This window comes from Micromonospora sp. NBS 11-29, from assembly GCF_002140155.1.
Taxonomy (GTDB): domain Bacteria; phylum Actinomycetota; class Actinomycetes; order Mycobacteriales; family Micromonosporaceae; genus Micromonospora.
The window spans coordinates 166,798-184,083 of sequence record NZ_NAPR01000011.1; the positions used below are offsets into that span (position 1 = coordinate 166,798).

General features: G+C 71.4%; 9 protein-coding genes and 1 pseudogene. 5 read left to right on the top strand and 5 right to left on the bottom strand.

The window, feature by feature from the left end; all coding sequences use genetic code 11:
* The first annotated feature begins 320 nt into the window (after window positions 1-320).
* Window positions 321-1,445, top strand: a complete 1,125-nt coding sequence (locus tag B1205_RS14465; protein WP_089156090.1) for a lytic polysaccharide monooxygenase — start codon at window positions 321-323, stop codon at window positions 1,443-1,445.
* Between the two features lie 61 nt (window positions 1,446-1,506).
* Here the strand turns inward: B1205_RS14465 and asnB are convergent, their stop codons facing one another.
* The gene (gene asnB, locus B1205_RS14470; protein ID WP_089156159.1) at window positions 1,507-3,468 is read right to left on the bottom strand and encodes an asparagine synthase (glutamine-hydrolyzing); all 1,962 of its coding nucleotides are present in this window, start codon (window positions 3,466-3,468) and stop codon (window positions 1,507-1,509) included.
* A 111-nt stretch (window positions 3,469-3,579) separates the two neighbouring features.
* Between asnB and B1205_RS14475 the strand changes: the two genes are divergently transcribed.
* Window positions 3,580-5,055: an aminopeptidase P family protein gene (locus B1205_RS14475; protein ID WP_089156091.1), complete on the top strand. Its 1,476-nt coding sequence runs from the start codon at window positions 3,580-3,582 to the stop codon at window positions 5,053-5,055.
* Window positions 5,056-6,158: 1,103 nt separating this feature from the next.
* On the top strand, window positions 6,159-7,313 hold the full coding sequence (locus B1205_RS31560; protein ID WP_441338494.1) for a hypothetical protein: 1,155 nt from the start codon (window positions 6,159-6,161) through the stop codon (window positions 7,311-7,313).
* Between the two features lie 61 nt (window positions 7,314-7,374).
* Here B1205_RS31560 and pulA read toward each other — a convergent pair whose 3' ends face one another.
* A complete protein-coding gene (gene pulA, locus B1205_RS14485; protein ID WP_089156092.1) occupies window positions 7,375-12,873 on the bottom strand; it encodes a pullulanase-type alpha-1,6-glucosidase in 5,499 nt (1,832 codons plus the stop codon).
* Window positions 12,874-13,003: 130 nt separating this feature from the next.
* On the bottom strand, window positions 13,004-13,468 hold the full coding sequence (locus tag B1205_RS14490; protein ID WP_254909948.1) for a cellulose binding domain-containing protein: 465 nt from the start codon (window positions 13,466-13,468) through the stop codon (window positions 13,004-13,006).
* Between the two features lie 359 nt (window positions 13,469-13,827).
* Between B1205_RS14490 and B1205_RS14495 the strand changes: the two genes are divergently transcribed.
* The gene (locus B1205_RS14495; RefSeq protein WP_089156093.1) at window positions 13,828-14,427 is read left to right on the top strand and encodes a GNAT family N-acetyltransferase; all 600 of its coding nucleotides are present in this window, start codon (window positions 13,828-13,830) and stop codon (window positions 14,425-14,427) included.
* Between the two features lie 40 nt (window positions 14,428-14,467).
* On the opposite strand, the pseudogene B1205_RS14500 reads toward B1205_RS14495, so the two are convergent.
* Window positions 14,468-15,158, bottom strand: a pseudogene (locus B1205_RS14500) (GOLPH3/VPS74 family protein).
* Window positions 15,159-15,308: 150 nt separating this feature from the next.
* Between B1205_RS14500 and B1205_RS14505 the strand changes: the two are divergent.
* Window positions 15,309-16,817, top strand: a complete 1,509-nt coding sequence (locus B1205_RS14505) for an APC family permease (RefSeq protein ID WP_089156094.1) — start codon at window positions 15,309-15,311, stop codon at window positions 16,815-16,817.
* 52 nt (window positions 16,818-16,869) lie between these two features.
* Here B1205_RS14505 and B1205_RS14510 read toward each other — a convergent pair whose 3' ends face one another.
* A complete protein-coding gene (locus B1205_RS14510; protein WP_089156095.1) occupies window positions 16,870-17,262 on the bottom strand; it encodes a hypothetical protein in 393 nt (130 codons plus the stop codon).
* Between the last annotated feature and the right edge of the window lie 24 nt (window positions 17,263-17,286).

Below are 17,286 nucleotides of genomic sequence, written 5' to 3' on the forward strand. Positions count from 1 at the left end.
GGGCCCCCTCTCTCGTCCTCCCCCGATCCTGTCGCATCGCGGAGGCGGACCGCGACGCGACCCGGACATCGATCGGCGGCTATTGCGCGCGGCGGTCCGACGTGGTGAGATGGCGGTTACCGGGAGGGCGCGGGGGGCTGCCGCGCATCCGGGTCGAGCCGACGCGAGGGCATCCACGGTCCGTGGCACGGACCGCAGGCGGTGCGCGTCCCCGACGGCCCCGGCCGCACGCCGGGCGTGGGCACCGCGATCGTCGCATACCGCTCATCCGGCGGGGCGTACCCGTTGTCGGGTCCCGCTCCGCGAGTCAGGAGATCCCCGTGCACCGATCCCGCACGGCCGCACTGGTCACCGCGGCCCTCACCCTGGCCCTGGGCGCGTTCGCCCTGGCCTCCAATTCCGACCCGGCCGCCGCGCACGGCGCGGCGATGACGCCGGGCGCCCGCACCTACCTGTGCTGGAAGGACGGCCTCACCGGCAGCGGTGAGATCCGGCCGAACAACCCCGCCTGCGCGTCGGCGGTGGCCCAGAACGGGGCGAACTCGCTCTACAACTGGTTCAGCGTGCTGCGCTCGGACGCGGGCGGCCGGACCACCGGGTTCATCCCCGACGGCAAGCTGTGCAGCGGCGGCAACCCGAACTTCAGCGGCTACGACGCGGCCCGCAACGACTGGCCGGTCACGCACCTGACCGCCGGGCGGTCGATCGAGTACCGCTACAGCAACTGGGCCCACCACCCGGGCACGTTCTACTTCTACGTGACCAAGGACAGCTGGAGCCCGACCCGGGCGCTGGCCTGGAGCGACCTGGAGGAGCAGCCGTTCCTCCAGGTGACCAACCCGCCGCAGCGGGGTGCGGTCGGCACCAACGACGGCCACTACTACTTCACCGGCAACCTGCCGAGCAACAAGAGCGGCCGGCACATCATCTACTCGCGCTGGGTCCGCTCGGACAGCCAGGAGAACTTCTTCGGCTGCTCGGACGTGACGTTCGACGGCGGCAACGGCGAGGTGACCGGGATCGGCTCGGGCGGCACCACGCCCCCGGACAGCCCGACCCCGGGCCCGACCACCCCGACGCCCGGCCCGACCGTCACGCCCACCACGTCGCCGACCACCACGCCGACGACGCCGCCGGCCGGCGGCAACTGCATGGCGGTCTACAAGATCGTCAGCACCTGGGGCGGCGGCTTCCAGGGCGAAGTCATGATCATGAACCACAGCACCCGGACGTACAGCGGTTGGACCGCGTCCTGGACCTGGCCGAGCGGCCAGACCATCAACCAGGTGTGGAACGGCACGCTGAGCGGCAGCGGGGCGTCGGTGTCGGTCACCAACGCCGCCTACAACGGCAGCGTCGCACCGGAGGGCACCACCACGTTCGGCTTCACCGCGAACGTCTCCGGCCAGAACACGCTACCCACGGTCACCTGCACCGGCCGGTGATCCCGACCTGAACGGAAGGGCCCCCGGGGTACGCCCCCGGGGGCCCTTCACCGTCGTCGGGTCAGCGCACCATGCTGCCCACGACCGGCTTGGTGAGCAGCGCGGACTGGTTGCGCTGGATGCCCGGGTCGAGCGTCTTCGCCACGAAGATCGCGTGCCAGACACAGAAGATCAGCACGGTCCACACCTTGCGGGAGTGGTCCGCCTCCTCCCGCTTGTGCTCGTCGAGCAGCCGCATCGCGTACGACAGGTCGATCAGGTCGCCCGCGCCCGAGGTGGCCAGCACGTGCCGGGCCCACTCGTACATCTCGCCCCGCAGCCACACCCGGGTCGGGGTGGGGAAGCCCAGCTTCTTGCGGTTGACGATGGCCGGCGGGACCACGCCCTGCAACGCCTGGCGCATCGCGTACTTGGTGGCCTCGGAGCGGGGCGGCAGCTTCAGGTCGACCGGGATGCCGGCGGCGACGTTGAACACCTCCCGGTCCAGGAACGGCACCCGCACCTCCAGCGAGTGCGCCATCGAGATCCGGTCGGCCTTGACCAGGATGTCGCCGCGCAGCCAGGTGTAGAGGTCGACGTACTGCATCTTGGTGACGTCGTCCAGCTCCGTGCACTCGGCGTAGATCGGCGCGGTCACGTCGGTGTAGCGCACCGAGGGGTCGTAGCGACGCAGCAGGTGCTGCTTCTCCTCCTCGGTGAACATCCGGGCGTTGCCGTAGTAGCGCTGCTCGATCGGGGTGGTGCCGCGTTCCAGGAAGCTCTTGCCCTTGACCCCCTGCGGGATCGCCCGGGAGACCGCCCGCAGACCCTTCTGCACGCCGTCCGGGAGGCCGTTGACGCCGCTCAGCGACAGCGGCTCGCGGTAGATCGTGTAGCCGCCGAAGAACTCGTCCGCGCCCTCGCCGGAGAGGACCACGGTGACGTGCTCGGCGGCCTTCTTCGCCACGAAGTAGAGCGGCACCAGGGCCGGGTCGGCGACCGGGTCGTCGAGGTGCCAGACGATCTTCGGCAGCGCGTCGATCATGTCCTGCGGCCCGATCTTGGTCGGGATGGTGGTCACGTCGAGGTGCCGGGCCGAGTCCTGGGCCACGTCGATCTCGGAGTAGCCGGGCACGTCGTAGCCGACGGTGAAGGTGAGGATGTTCGGGTTGAACTCGCGGGCCAACGCCACCACGGCGGTGGAGTCGATGCCGCTGGACAGGAACGAGCCGACCGGCACGTCCGAGCGCATGTGCATCCGGACGCTCTCCCGCAGCGTCTCCCGGATCTCGTGGTAGAGCCGCTGCTCGTCGGGGACCGGGGCGGGCCGGAACACCGGCCGGTACCAGCGGCGCACCTCGATCCGGCCGCCCGGGCTCCAGGTGAGGTATTCCCCGGACCCGATGCGGCTGATGCCCTTGTGCAGCGTGCCCGGCTCCGGCACGTACTGCAGGGTCAGGTAGTGGCTCAGGTTCGCGGTGTCGATCCCCGCGTCGCCCTGGTACGCGGAGTGCGCGAACGGCAGCAGCGCCTTCTTCTCCGAGGCGAGGTAGAGGCCGTCCTGCGTCTGGAGGTAGTGCAGCGGCTTGATGCCGAAGTAGTCCCGCGCGCCGAAGGCCCGCCGCTCCTGCCGGTCCCAGATCACGAACGCGAACATGCCGCGCAGCTTGGTGAGCACCTGCTCACCCCAGTAGTGGTAGCCGGCGACGATCACCTCGCCGTCGCCGTTGGTGGCGAACTGGGCGCCGTAGTCGCGGATCAGCTCGTCGCGCAGTTCGATGTAGTTGTAGATCTCGCCGTTGAAGGTGAGCAGGTAGCGTCCGCCGGCGTACGGCAGGGGCTCGTGACTGAGCGCCACGTCGATGATCGCCAGGCGCTTGTGCGCGAACACGCCGTCCGCGTACCGCCCGGTGGCGTCGCCGACCACCTCGACCCCGGTCTCGTCCGGGCCACGGTGGTGCAGGCACTCCAGTGCTCCGGCGATGTGGTCGCGGTGGGCGGCGGCGTCGCCGCGCGCGCTGAAGAAGGCCAGGAGTCCGCACATGGCGGTCATCTTTTCACGCGGGCCAACCGGACGCTGCGGCACCGCAGGCCCCTCCCGCTGTCGTGGGCGCGATACCGTCTGGACCAGCGATGAGGCTCGAGGAGGACGATCATGGCCGAGGAGCGGACGCAGCAGGGCAAGCCGGCGGACGGCACCGAGTCGCACGACCCGGACTACCCGGAGGCGTTCCTGGCGTTCATGCGGCAGGGATGGCGGGACACCGAGCTGACGGTCGGCCCGCGCCCGGAGGTGCCCAACCACGCCAAGCGGCGGGCCGCGCTCTCCGCCGCCTTCCCCGGCGAGACGCTGGTCATCCCCACCGGCAACGAGAAGGTACGGGCCAACGACACCGAGCACCGGTTCCGGCCGGGCAGCGACTTCGCGTACCTGACCGGCGACCTCGATCCGGACAGCGTGCTGGTGCTGCGCCCGAACGGCGACGCCACGTTGTTCATGCGCCCCCGCTCGTCGCGGGAGACCGACGAGTTCTTCCGCAGCCGGCACGGCGAGCTGTGGGTGGGCCGCCGGCCCACGCTCCGGGAAAAGTCGACCGAGTTGGGGCTGCCCACCGCCGACCTGACCGGGCTGGAGGCCGCCCTGGCCGACCTCGCGCCGGGGCGTACCCGGGTGTTGCGCGGTTTCGACGCCCGGGTGGACGCGGCGGTGCGCCCCTACGACGGCGCCCGGGTCGACGGGCAGCCCGGCCGGGACCGTGAGCTGGCCACCGCGATCGCCGAGTTGAAGCTGGTGAAGGACGAGTGGGAGGTCGCCCAGCTCCAGGAGGCCTGCGACGCCACGGTTCGCGGCTTCGAGGACGTGGCGCGGGCGCTGCCGGCCGACCGCGGCGTCGCCGAGCGGCTGCTGGAGGGCGTCTTCGCGCTGCGGGCCCGGCACGACGGCAACGACGTCGGGTACGGCTCGATCGTGGGCTCGGGCGAGCACGCCACGATCCTGCACTGGGTGCACAACCACGGCGCCACCCGCCCCGGTGAGCTGCTGCTGATGGACATGGGGGTGGAGAACCGCAACCTCTACACCGCGGACGTCACCCGGGTGCTGCCGGTCGACGGCCGGTTCACGCCGCTGCAACGGCAGGTGTACGACGCGGTCCACGCCGCACAGCAGGCCGGCATCGCGCTGTGCCGGCCCGGGGTGGCGTTCCAGGACGTGCACCTGGCGTCGATGCGGGTGCTCGCCGAGGCGCTCCACGACCTCGGTCTGCTGCCGGTGAGCGTGGACGAGGCGATGGACCCGGCGTCGACCGTCTACCGCCGGTGGACGCTGCACGGCACCAGCCACATGCTCGGCATCGACGTGCACGACTGCGCGAACGCGCGCAAGGAGATGTACCGGGAGGGGTCGCTCGGCGAGGGCTACGTGCTCACCGTGGAGCCGGGTCTGTACTTCCAGCCGGAGGACGAGATGGTGCCCGAGGAGCTGCGCGGCATCGGCGTCCGGATCGAGGACGACATCCTGGTCACCGCCGACGGCCCGGTGAACCTCTCGGGCGGGCTGCCCAGCCGCTCGGACGAGGTGGAGACCTGGCTGGCCGAGCAGCGGGAGGCGGGGCCGCGCCTGCCCGGCTGAGTCGTCCGGGCCACCCGATCCTCGGCGGGCCCCACCACCGGCCTCCGGGACGCCTGCCGCGTTCCGGAGCCCCGGGGTGGGGCCCGCCGTCGTTTGCGCCACCGCGCACTGAATGCGCGCTTTCTTCGGATACGGTGGTGCTCAGCGGTCAAACCGCCCAACCCGCACCCTTATGCGGGTTTTTTTCATGAATGGGCACAGAGCGAAGAACCTTCTCATACGGTGTTGTTCAGCAGCTACAACCGATTTGTAGCGAAGGCCGCCTCGCTGTGGCGAAGCGACCTTGTCAGGTACAAGGAGAGGGCAGAGAGCTCCGATGTCCAACTACCTTCGCAACAACGATGACGCCACCACCCGCGAGACCACTTCCCCGTTCCGGCGTCGCCGGCTCTGGCTCGCGACCGGCGTCGTGGGCCTGACCGGAGCGGTCAGCCTCGCCGGCGTGGCCTACGCGACGACCGGCGTGACCGGTCCGCACCGCCTCGCCGACGTGAAGTGGTCGACCGCGCAGCAGCTCCGCGACGGCGACCACGGCAACGAGGCGGCCGAGGACGAGCACGGCAAGGACGAATACGGCCGGGACGGCAAGGACGAGCACGGCCCGGACGGCAAGGACCGCGGCCACGAGGGTCGGGACCGCGGCGAGTGGGGCACCGAGGAGGACCACGGCCGGGTCCGCGAGGTGGGCTGCGACGACGACGCCCTCGTCGACGCCCTGGAACTCACCAACCGCGACCACGGCGGCACCATCAAGCTCGCCAAGGACTGCACCTACGAACTCGGCGTCAAGGACCGCAAGGTCGGCGGCGGCCTGCCCGAGATCAAGCAGGACGTGACCATCAAGGGCAACGGGTCCACCATCAAGCGCGACGCCGAGGACGCGTTCCGCATCTTCCGGGTCGCCGACGGCGGGCACCTCACCCTCAAGGACCTCACCGTCACCGGCGGCAACGCCTCGGGATTCAAGTACCCGGGCGGGTCCACGGCGGTGACGCCCTCGGCGGCGAGCGGNGGCCACCACCGCGGCCCAGTCGGCCACGGCACCGGCCGCCCCGGTCGCGGTCAAGGCCGCCCCGGTCGCAGCGCTGGTTGCCGCGGCACCGGTGCCGGCCACCGCGGCCCAGGCCGCCACGGCGGCGCAGGCTGCCACGGCGGCGCAGGCTGCCACGGCGGCGACCGCGGCCACGCTGGCGGGTCCGGGGGCCGAGAAGGAGGGCGAGGGTGACGGGGGTGCGCTGCTCATCGAGCGCGGCGGCAGTGCCCACCTGCACGACGTCACGCTGAGCGACAACAACGCCGAGCACGACGGCGGCGCGGTGGCCAACTTCGGCCGCCTCTGGCTGGAGGACAGCAGGGTCCACGACAACCACGCCCAGGGCGACGGCGGCGGCGTCTTCAACCGGGGCATCCTCAAGGTCGACCAGAGCCACGTCGACGACAACACCGCCGGCGGCAACGGTGGCGGCATCGCCAACGGCAGCGGGCTCGCCGGCAAGTACGGCGCCGCGGCCTCGGAGCTGAAGAGCTACGTCCCGTCGGGCAAGCACGAGGAGGCCGGCACCGTCGAGATCATCGGCTCCGACCACGGCAAGAACGGCGGCAAGGACGGCGAGAAGTCCTCGCTGTCGGACAACCACGCCGGGAAGAACGGCGGCGGTCTGTTCAGCAGCGGCGGCTACGTCACCGTCAGCTTCACCGCGATCACCGGCAACAGCGCCAGCGAGAACGGCGGCGGCATCTACGCTGAGAACACCGACCTGGACCTCGACAAGGTCATCGTCGCCAAGAACCACGCCGACGGCGACGGCGGTGGCGTGGTCACCACCGGGGGCAAGCACTGGGGCTACCCCGACACCCGCAAGGAAGGCAGCGCCACCATCGCCGACAGCATCATCGCCGACAACACCGCCAACCGCTTCGGCGGCGGCATCTTCAACGGCGAGTGGCTCGTCAAGATCGAGGAGGGCTTCCTCGTCCGCCCGCGCGACGAGGACGACAACGCCGCCCTCACCATCCGCGACACCCTGGTCAAGGGCAACACCGCCCTCAACGGCGGCGGCATCTTCAACAACAAGGCGAAGATCACCCTGACCAAGACCCGCGTCACCGAGAACACCGCCACCGATACCGGCAAGCTGCACCGCGTCGCCGGCGGCGTCCTCAACCACGAGGGACACGTCAAGCTCGACGACGAATCCCTGATCAGCGACAACGACCCCACCAACTGCGCCAACACCGTCGAGGACTGCTTCAACTGAACCGACGGCAGGTACGCGCCGGCCCCCCTGCCCACGGGCAGGGGGGCCGGTCGTTGCCGCGTCAGCTCCGGACGAAGACCGCCACGCTGCGCGCCGGCACGGTGAACGTGCCGCCCGCGCGGTCGAACGAGGCGGTCCGCAGCACCGGGTCGGCCGAGTTCCGCAGCACCGGGTGCAGCGCCACGTCCGCCCCGCGCAGGCCGGTGACGGTCTGCTTCGCGGTCTCCGGAGTGGCGTTGAAGATCACCGTCACCGACGTCCACGCGCCGCCCAGCCCACGGACGTCCAGCGTCATGGTGAGCACGCCCGGGGTCTCCTTCTCCCCGGACAGCGGGAACGCGACCCGCTTCTGCACCTGCTCGGCGGTGGGCAGCCCGAACACCGGCGAGGAGCGGCGGATGCGCAGCAGCTCCGCGTACCGGGCGTCAGCCAGGTCGATCGCCGCGCAGTCCGGCACCAGCTTCGCGTCGGCCAGCAGCGGCTTCGCGTACGGCCACTTGTCCTTGTTGTCCGCCTCCGGTGGCAGGCCGGCGCCGAACCCGTTGCCCTGGGCGCAGTCCCAGCGGATCTGGTTGAACCAGTCGCCGGAGTTGAACGAGTTGCGGTCCAGCGACTTCGAGCGCAGCCGCTCCGAGCCGGCCGTCACGAACCCGGGGCCCTGCCCGAGCGCGGTGGTCGCCAGCGCGAGCACCTGCATCCGGGCCCGGTCCCGCGCCGAGGTGCCCTGCGGCAGCTTGTACGCCAACGCGTCGTACAGGATCTCGTTGTCGTGCGCGTCGACGTACGTGACCGCCTCGCCCGGGGCGGCGGTGTAGCCGGCCGGGGAGCCGTTGTAGTCGACCTGGCCGCCGGTGACCCGCTTCCCGGCGGAGTCGGTGAACGTGTAGTCGCGCAGGTTGCCGGTCAACCCGACCTTGATCAGGTCGTGGGCGTGCAACAGCCGGGCCCGCTGCTCGGCCGTCGAACCGTTGACCTCGTCACCGTTCGGGTCGGTGAACAGGCCGGAGGCGAAACCCTGCACGCGGGGATTGGCGTCGAACGGACCACCGCCGCGCACCGCGTCGCGGAGCCGGTCGTTGAACGTGCCGATCCCGGTGCCGGCCATGTTGGCCTGGGTGGCCTGCACGAACCGGGCGTCGTCGGCGACCTCGCCGAAGTTCCAGCCCTCGCCGTAGAGCAGGATCTTCCTGCCGTCGACCCCGTCGCGGGCGAGCGTGAGCTTGTCCAGCGCGGCGCGCACGGCCAGGATGTTCGCCTTCGGGTGGTGGCCCATCAGGTCGAACCGGAAGCCGTCCACCTTGTACGCCTTGGCCCAGGTGACCAGCGAGTCGACCACGAGCTTGCCCATCATGGCGTGTTCCGGGGCGGTGTTGGCGCAGCAGGTCGAGTTGGCGACCGCACCGTCGTCGAGCAGCCGGTGGTAGTAGCCGGGAACCACCTGGTCGAGCACCGACTTTCCGTCGGTGCCGGCGGCCGAGGTGTGGTTGTAGACCACGTCCATGACCACCCGCAGGCCGGCCTGGTTGACCCCGGCGACCATCTGCCGGAACTCGGTGGTGCGCTTCGCGCCGGTCGGGTCGACTGCGTAGCCGCCCTCCGGCACGGTGTAGTGCAGCGGGTCGTACCCCCAGTTGTAGCCATCCTTCTCGGCCACCGCCGCGACGCACTTCTGCTGCTGGTCCGAGTCCGGCGGCAGCTTCGCCAGGTCGCAGGCGGGCTGGGCCTGGTCGGCCCGCTTCTCCGGGATCGTGGCGAAGTCGAACGCCGGCAGCAGGTGCAGGTGGTTGACCCCGGCGTCGCCGAGCGCCCGCAGGTGCTTCATGCCGGCCGTGTTCGGGTCGGTGAACGCAAGGTAGGTGCCCCGGCGCTCGGCCGGCACGGTGGTGTCGGCGATGGAGAAGTCCCGCACCGACAGCTCGGAGATCTGCGCCTTGGCCGCCGGCACCGGGGCCGGCTTGCGCAGGTTCGCCCACCCGGCCGGCGCGAGCGCCGGGTCGGTCAGGTCGACGATCTGGCTGTGCGTGGAGTTGGGCGCCAGCGCCACCGAGTACGGGTCGGTGACGGACGCGGTGACCACCTTCTGCGCCGCCGGCTGCCACGCCTGCACCTGGTAGCGGTAGTAGCGGCCGGTCCACGCGGTGGTGCCGCGCACCGACCAGACGCCGGTGCGGTCGTCGCGTCGCATCGACACCGTGGTGGTCGGCTGGGCGGTGGGCGAGTCGAACAGTTGCAGCGACACCGTCCGCGCGGTCGGCGCCCACACCGCCAGGGTGGGCACCCGGCCGGCGAACGTCGGGCCGAGCTTCGCGCCGGTCGCCGCCGCGTAGACGTCGTCGAGCACGCCCGGGATCTGCACGCCGGTGGCGCGCAGCAGCGCGCCCTCGGCGTCGCGTTCGGTCACCACGAGCTGCCCGCGCAGCGCCGCCGGCACCTTGGCCAGGTCGGCGCGGTCCAGCGTGAACGCCTGCGAGGCCCAGAGATGGGGGTACGCCTGCCGTTGCGCCTCGGTCAGCCCGTTGCGCCGCGCCCGCAGCGGCAGCGTGGTGTACGTGCCGGTCAGCTCGCCGTCGACGACGCCGATCCCGCCGGCCGGGGCGGCGAGGAGCGCGTACTTCCTGCCGTCGGTGGCGCCGGTGGCCCAGGCGACGGTGGACCGGTCGATCCACTGCGCCTTCTGCTTGGTCAGGTCGACGTCCTTGGCCGCGCCGGAGCTGGTCGCCGGCAGCAGCCGGCCCTTGACGCCGGCCAGCAGCCACACCTCGTGCCCGACGGTCAGGTCGAGCCGCTGGTCGTCCGGCTGATCCTTCTCGTCGCCGTTGTGCAGGATGTAGCTCAGCCCGGTCGCGCCGGCGGCGAGGGGCACCCGGAACACCGCGCCGTACGCGTCGATCTTCGCCGGCTTGAGCGGGGCGGCCCAGTCGGTCGGGGTGGCCGCGCCGTCCCACAGGTGCAGACCCCAGCCGTCGTACCTGCCGTCGGCCTTGCGCCAGTGGATGACCGCGGTGCCCTGGTCGACCGGCGGCGCGGGCTCACCGGTGGCCGCCTCCCGGGTCGGGTAGAGCGTCGGGTCGCCCTGCTTGACCCAGACCTCGCCGGTCTGCGTCACGTCGATCGTGCGGTCGTTCGCCACGTCCTTGTTGCCGTCGGAGTCGACCACGAGGAAGCCGACGGACTTCGCGCCCGGCTTGAGCTTCACCCAGGCGAACCGGCCGTAGGAGTCCTCACCGGCGAACGGCTGCCCCTTCGGCCACTCGGTGACGTACGCCGGGTCGATGTCGCCCCAGGCGTAGAGCCCCCAGTCGGCGTACCCCCCTTCCGGGCGCTGGTAGTGCACGATCGCCCAGTCCCGCGACGCGCCCTGGGCCGGGGTGCCGACCGTGCCGATGGTGCGGGCGGTGGCGGTGCGGCCCTTCCCGTCGCGGACCACCGCCTTGTATTCCACCTTCGTGCCGCCGGGCAGGCCGGTCAGGTCGTGGTGGACCGTGTACGGGGCGCGGTCGGCGGTGCCCAGCAGCGTCCACTTGCCGCCCGGAACCCGGGCGGCGAACGTGACGGTGGCGAGCGGGTCGCCGGTGACCTGGGCGGTGATCGCGGTGGTGGTGGCGACCGGGGCGTCGCCCGGCTCGGTGAGCGTGATCGTCGGGGCCGCGCCCGGCTGCGGGATCGCCCGGTCGGCCTTGAGCACCACGGCCGACATCGCCGGCACGGTGAGGCTCAGCTTGCCGTCGGCGCCGGCCGTCGCGGTGGCGGCGCCACCGTAGACGCCGGTGAAGCGGGTGCCGTTCGACCAGGTGTCCACCGTGACAGTCTGCGGGGTCGACGCGTTGTTCACCGCCGCGACGTGTTCCACCCGCTCGGAGGGCAGGACGCGGGAGAACGCGAAGACGCCGGGACCGTCGGCGGCGTACCGGGTGACCTGGACGCCGTCGCGCAGCGCCGAGTGCGCCGCCCGCAGCCGGCCCAGCTCGGCGATGGTGCGGTACAGCGGGTGCCGGGTGTCGTACTGGTCGACGGCGTGCGTGCGGGTGGTGCCGATCAGGTCGTCGTCGAGGTAGTCCGCAGTGCGCGAGGCGAACATGTCCTGCCGCGCGTCCTTGTCGCCGCCGGGGCCGGTGAAGCCCTGCTCGTCGCCGGAGTAGACCACCGGCTGCCCGCGGGTGAGGAACATGAGCTGGTGGGCGAGCTGGTCGCGACGCAACTGAGTGGCGTCGTCACCGCCGGCCGCGGCGATGAACGAGCCGATCCGGCCCATGTCGTGGTTGCCGAGGAACGTGGGCAGCCGGTTGGCGGACGTGTCGCGGGCCGAGTAGAGGTCGTCCTTGGCGTACACGTCGGCGAGCGCCTTGGCGGAGCCCTCGGCGGCGGTGTAGCCGCGCGCCGCCTCCTGGAACGAGAAGTCGAGCGTGGCCGGCAGGCCGCCCTGCCGGACGTACGTCGACTCGATGGCCTGGTCGGCGCTGTAGACCTCGCCGAACATGAAGAAGTCCTTCTTGCCGGCCTTCGCCGCGGCGGCATCGATGCCGCGGCTGAACTGCGGCCAGAAGTCGAGGTTGGTGTGCTTGACCGTGTCCAGGCGGAAGCCGTCGACGCCGGCCCGCCCGATCCACTGGGCGTAGATGTCGGTCATGCCGCGCACCACCTCGGGACGCTCGGTCCACAGGTCGTCGAGGCCGAAGAAGTCGCCGTACTCGCTGTTCTCCCCGGCGAAGGTGGAGTCACCGCGGTTGTGGTACATGGTCGGGTCGTTGAGCCACGCCGGGACCTTGGCCTTCGCGTCGGCCGGGGTGGCGAACGTCGGGGTGTACGGGAACGACGTCGCGTCGACCCGCGGGAACTTCCGGGTCCCGTCGGCGTAGTTGCGGTCCTCGAAGGCCCGGCCCTGCGCGTCGGTGTATGGCGCGGTCTTCTTGTCCACGTAGCCGTACCTGTCCTCCGCGTAGCGGATGATGTCGGCGGTGTGGTTGACGATGATGTCCAGGTAGACCTTGATGCCGCGCCGGTGCGCGAGGTCGACCAGTTTCTTCAGCTCCGCGTTCGTGCCGAAGTGCGGGTCGACCTGGGTGAAGTCGGTGATCCAGTAGCCGTGGTAACCGGCCGAGACGTCGGCGCCGGTGCCCTGCACCGGTCGGTTCTTGAAGATCGGGGCCAGCCAGATGGCGGTGGTGCCCATGCCCTGGATGTAGTCCATCTTGTCGATGACGCCCTTGAGGTCACCGCCGTGGTAGAAGCCCTTGTCCTCGGGGTCGAGGCCGGTGGTGAGCCGGTCGCCGGTGAGGCCGCCAGCGTCGTTGCGCTTGTCGCCGTTGGCGAAGCGGTCCGGCAGCACGAAGTAGAACTGCTCCGCCTTCGCGGTGGTGAGGCCGGCCTTCAGCAGCGCCTCGGCGGAGGGCTCCCGGCTCCACTGGGGGGCGTTGCCGGCGGCCAGGACGTCGGGGGTCGCGGTGCGGTCGGCGCCGTCGGCGCCGACCTGGTGGAGGGCCACCGGGACCCCGACGAGGGTGAGCACGAGGAGGGAGACCAGGGCGAGCAACGCCTTGGGGGATGTCGGCGTCGGTGTCATCGACGGCCTTTCTCTGGTCGCTGATTCGCCCGCACGCTAGCCCTTGCCGAAAAATTCTGCAATACCTTGCAAACGATGCCGCAACATGACCGCAACCTTGCAAAGCAAGGGTCGGGCCGCCGTCGTCGATTCAGAGGCCGGCGCAGGTCACGCCGTCAACCGTGCAGGCGTCCGGACGGGTCGTGCCGGTCCGCTCGAAGTGGAACCGCACCGGCACCGACGCGCCCGCGGCCAGGTCGACGCCGCTGCGGTAGGTGAACGTCGAGCCGTCGGCGCCGAAGGTCCCCTGTTCGATGCCCTCGGCCCAGGCGGTGACCAGTCGGCCCTGCGGGAACGTCAGCCGCACCGTCCACCCCTGTGCCGCCCGACCGGTGTTGACCAGCCGCACCTCGCCGATGAAGCCGCCGTCGAAACTGCTCACCACGGCGTACCGGCCGGTCACCACGGACGGCGGGGGCGGCGGCGGGGACGGGGGCGCCGCGGAGCGGACGCCACCGGGCGGGACGACGGTCGACGCGGCCGGCGTCGGCCGGGCGGGCAGCACCGTCGACCGGGGTGACAGACCCGGGACCACCGGCCGCGCGGCCGTGCTCACCGGCCCACCCGACACAACGGGCGGGGNTCCGGGAACGTGCGCCGGCCCCGCACCGAACCGAGCGCCACCACCAGCAGCACCAGCATGACGACCACGCCGATCGCGACGACGATCCACGGGGACGAGGTGACGGCGGCACCGGGGGACGGCCCGGGACGACGCGTGCGGAACATGGCCCTCCTTCGGCGGGCGAGCCGCCCGGCTGCCCTACCCGTTCCGGCGGACCGGGCCAGCGTAGCCAGGCGGTCCCGGTGATGGCGACCTTGCGTCCGGGGCCTGCCGCCCGGGCGGGCCACCTGATACGTTGCACGCCGATCGATGACCATGATGGCTAGTGCAGCCGGCAGGACGGGTGGCCAGTGACTGAGTGGCAGGGCAACATCCGGCGCGCGTCCACGGAGGACGCCGCCCTCGTGACCGGGATCCTCGCCGAGGCGTTCATGCGGGACCCGGTGAGCGGCTGGATCTTCCCGGAAGACGACCACCGGGCCCGGGCCCATCCCGCCTTCTTCGGACCGTTCGTCGCGCTGGCGCTGCGGACCGGCGAGGTCCATGTGGCCGGCGACGGGCTGGGCGCCACGCTGTGGCTGCCGGTCGGCGACGACCACGGGGCCGACGAGGGCGACGAGTTCGCCACGATGGAGGCCGCCATCGGGCCGGAGGCGATGAAACGGTTCGGTGTGCTCGACGAGCTGATGACCGTCAACCACCCGGGCGAACCGCACTGGTATCTACCGTTCATCGCGGTGCACCCGGACCACCACGGCAGGGGCATCGGCTCGGCCCTGCTGCGCGACAAGCTGGCCGAGCTGGACGCCGCCGGCACCGCCGCGTACCTGGAGGCCAGCACGCCGCGCAACGCGGCCCTCTACGAACGGCTCGACTTCCGGCGCCGACCGGTCACACTGGACCTGCCCGGCGGGCCCACGCTCTATCCGATGTGGCGCGACCCGGCCTGAGCGATCACGTCCCGCCCCGGGCCGGCCCGGGGCGGGACCGTCAACGGCGTACCGTCGTGGTGCTCACGTCCAGCGCGCCGACCACCGCGGCGAGCAGCCCTTCGAGCTGCGCCGGCAGGAACCGCCGGCAGTCCCGCATCCGCCCACCGACCTGCGGATCGAAGATGTGCGTGGCGAGCCCGACCGCCTCGGCGAGGCTCGCCAGCAGCAGCGTGCCCGGGTCCAGCTCGGCCGGGGACGAGTGCATCAGCATGGCGGTCAGCCGTACCCGCGGCGAGGCCGCCTGGTTCGGGTCCATCGCCGGCCACCGGACCTGACGGCCGATCAGTTTGCCCTGCTCCCGGCGGAGGACGCCGGCGGTGACCAGGCGGGTGCCCACCCGCTCGTTGATGTTCAACTGCGTCCGCAGGTAGCGGATCCACAGTCGAGCGGGATGCGCGCCCTCGCGCCGCAGGATCTCGGTGATCAGCAGGTCCGTCAGCGGCTCCTGCCACAGCCGCGGGTCCACGGCGGCGATGCCNGATCCGGCCCTCGAACATCAGCTCGGCGAGCGCGGCGCCGGCCAGCCCACACTCCAGCCGGTCGACGGAGACGTGCGGCTTGCCGGTGAACTCGTCGTGTCCGATGAGGAACAGCGCATCGGCTAACCGGTACGTGGCTTGTGCCCCGGGGTAGGTCATGGTCCATCCTCGAACGGTGGCCGTGATCGTCGACACGGGACGGTACGGCATGACCACGCACAGCTCAATTCCGGTCGAACAGGCGCGTCCTAATCGATATCGAAGTGGGGTTGTGACGATCAGTGATCACCAATACCCTGCTTCAGGCTGTCCCGAAGTAGACACCCCTATTTTCTCTTCCTCCCTCCCCCTGGAGAAGCCTTGTCCTCCGATCCGTTCTTCTCCGACGGTGGGCTACGCCGTGGCCGTCTCGGCACCGCCCATCTCGTCTTCTTCACCGTCGCCGCATCGGCCCCGCTGACCGTTCTGGGCGGCGGCGTCACCACCATGTACGCCGTCAGCGGCAACATCGGCGCCGCGCTGGGCTTCGTGTTGCTCGCGGGCGTCCTCGCCATCTTCGCCACCGGCTACGCCGCGATGAGCCGGTACGTCGCCAACGCGGGCGCGTTCTACGCGTACATCGCCAACGGACTCGGTCGGGCCGGCGGGGTGGCCGGCTCGGGGGTCGCGCTGGCCGCGTACAACGCCATCCAGATCGGCCTCTACGGCCTGTTCGGCGCGATCATGAAGGACTTCATGACGGCCAAGGCCGGGCTCACCCTCGACTGGTGGGTGTGGGCGCTACTGGCCTGGGTCTTCATCGGCCTGCTCGGCGTCCTGCGCATCGATCTGAACGCCAGCGTGCTCGCGGTGCTGCTCGTCCTGGAGTGCGTGGCGGTGCTGATCTTCGACCTGGTGGCGTTCGCCCACCCCGCCGACGGCAACGTCACCACCGCCGGGATCGACTTCGGTCATCTTTTCGGTGCCGGGTTCGGCGCGGTGCTGGCATTCACCATCGCCTCCTTCACCGGCTTCGAGAGCGGTGCCATCTACAGCGAGGAGGTGAAGGACCCGCGGCGCACGGTGGCCCGGGCCACCTACATCGCGGTCGCGTTCACCGGTCTGTTCTACGCCTTCTCCGCCTGGGCGCTGACCGTGCTGACCGGGCCGGAGAACGCGCCGCAGGCCAGCGCCGAGGCCGGCCCCGGCGTGATCTTCGGTGCCCTCGACGAGTACTCCGGCGCCGTGATCGCGGACATCGCGAACGTCCTGTTCATCACGAGCGTGCTGGCCGCCCTGCTGTCGTTCCACAACGGCGTGGCCCGCTACCTGTTCGCGCTCGGCCGGGAGAACGTCCTGCCCCGCTTCCTCGCCGCGACGTCCAGCCGCAGCGGCGCCCCGATCGCGGGCTCGCTGATGCAGAGCGTCCTGGCCGTGGTGGTCTTCCTGGGCTTCGCGACGACCGGCCGGGACCCGGTCATCGACCTGTTCACCTGGCTGTCCGGCTCGGCCGCGGTCGGCGTCGTGCTGCTGATGACGCTCACCTCGGCCGCGGTGGTCGGCTTCTTCCGGGGCCGCTCCGGCCCGGAGACGCTCTGGCAGCGGGCCGTCGCCCCGGTGCTCGGCACCGTTCTGCTCGCCGCCGTGCTGCTGGTGCTGCTGTTCAACTTCGACGCGCTGCTCGCGCCGGACACCGCGAGCTACCTGAAGTGGCTGCTGCCGGCGATCCCGGTGGTCGCCGGGCTGCTCGGCCTGGTCTGGGGCGCGGTGCTCCGGTCCAGCCGGCCGGACACCTACCGTCGGATCGGCCAGCTCGATGAGGAGGGCCTGCACGAGCCCGGCCTGCACTCGGCGCCCGAGCCCGACCGGTGGGCCGCCTCCCACCGCTGAGCAGGTAAGGCGGGGCCCCTTCTCAACGCATCCGGTTGAGAAGGGGCCCTTCCTAACACCCGCAGCGGATCACCGCGCAGATCACCAGGCCGTCGTCGGCGGCCCGCAGCAGGTAGCGGTAGCGCTCGCCGGGCACCGCTGCGCCCTGGCTGTCCAGGAACTCCCAGCGCACCGCCACCTCGGTGAGCAGCGCCGAGACCGGCTGCACGTCCTCGATCTGCGCGTTCGCCGCGACCAGCTCCCGCTCCTGGTAGTCCGGGGCGGCGCCGACGAAACTGAGCGCCACCGCCGCCGGCGAGGTGAACGAGAAGCTGTACGTGTCGGCGACCACCAGCCCCGGCAGGGCGTAGCAGCCGGCGATGGCCGGCAGGTCGGCGCTGGTCAGCGCCACGCCGTACCGGTCGAAGAAGTCGGAGAGCGTGTCGAGGTCGGTGGAAGCCGTCACGGGTCTTCCCTTAGCCGGGCGGCC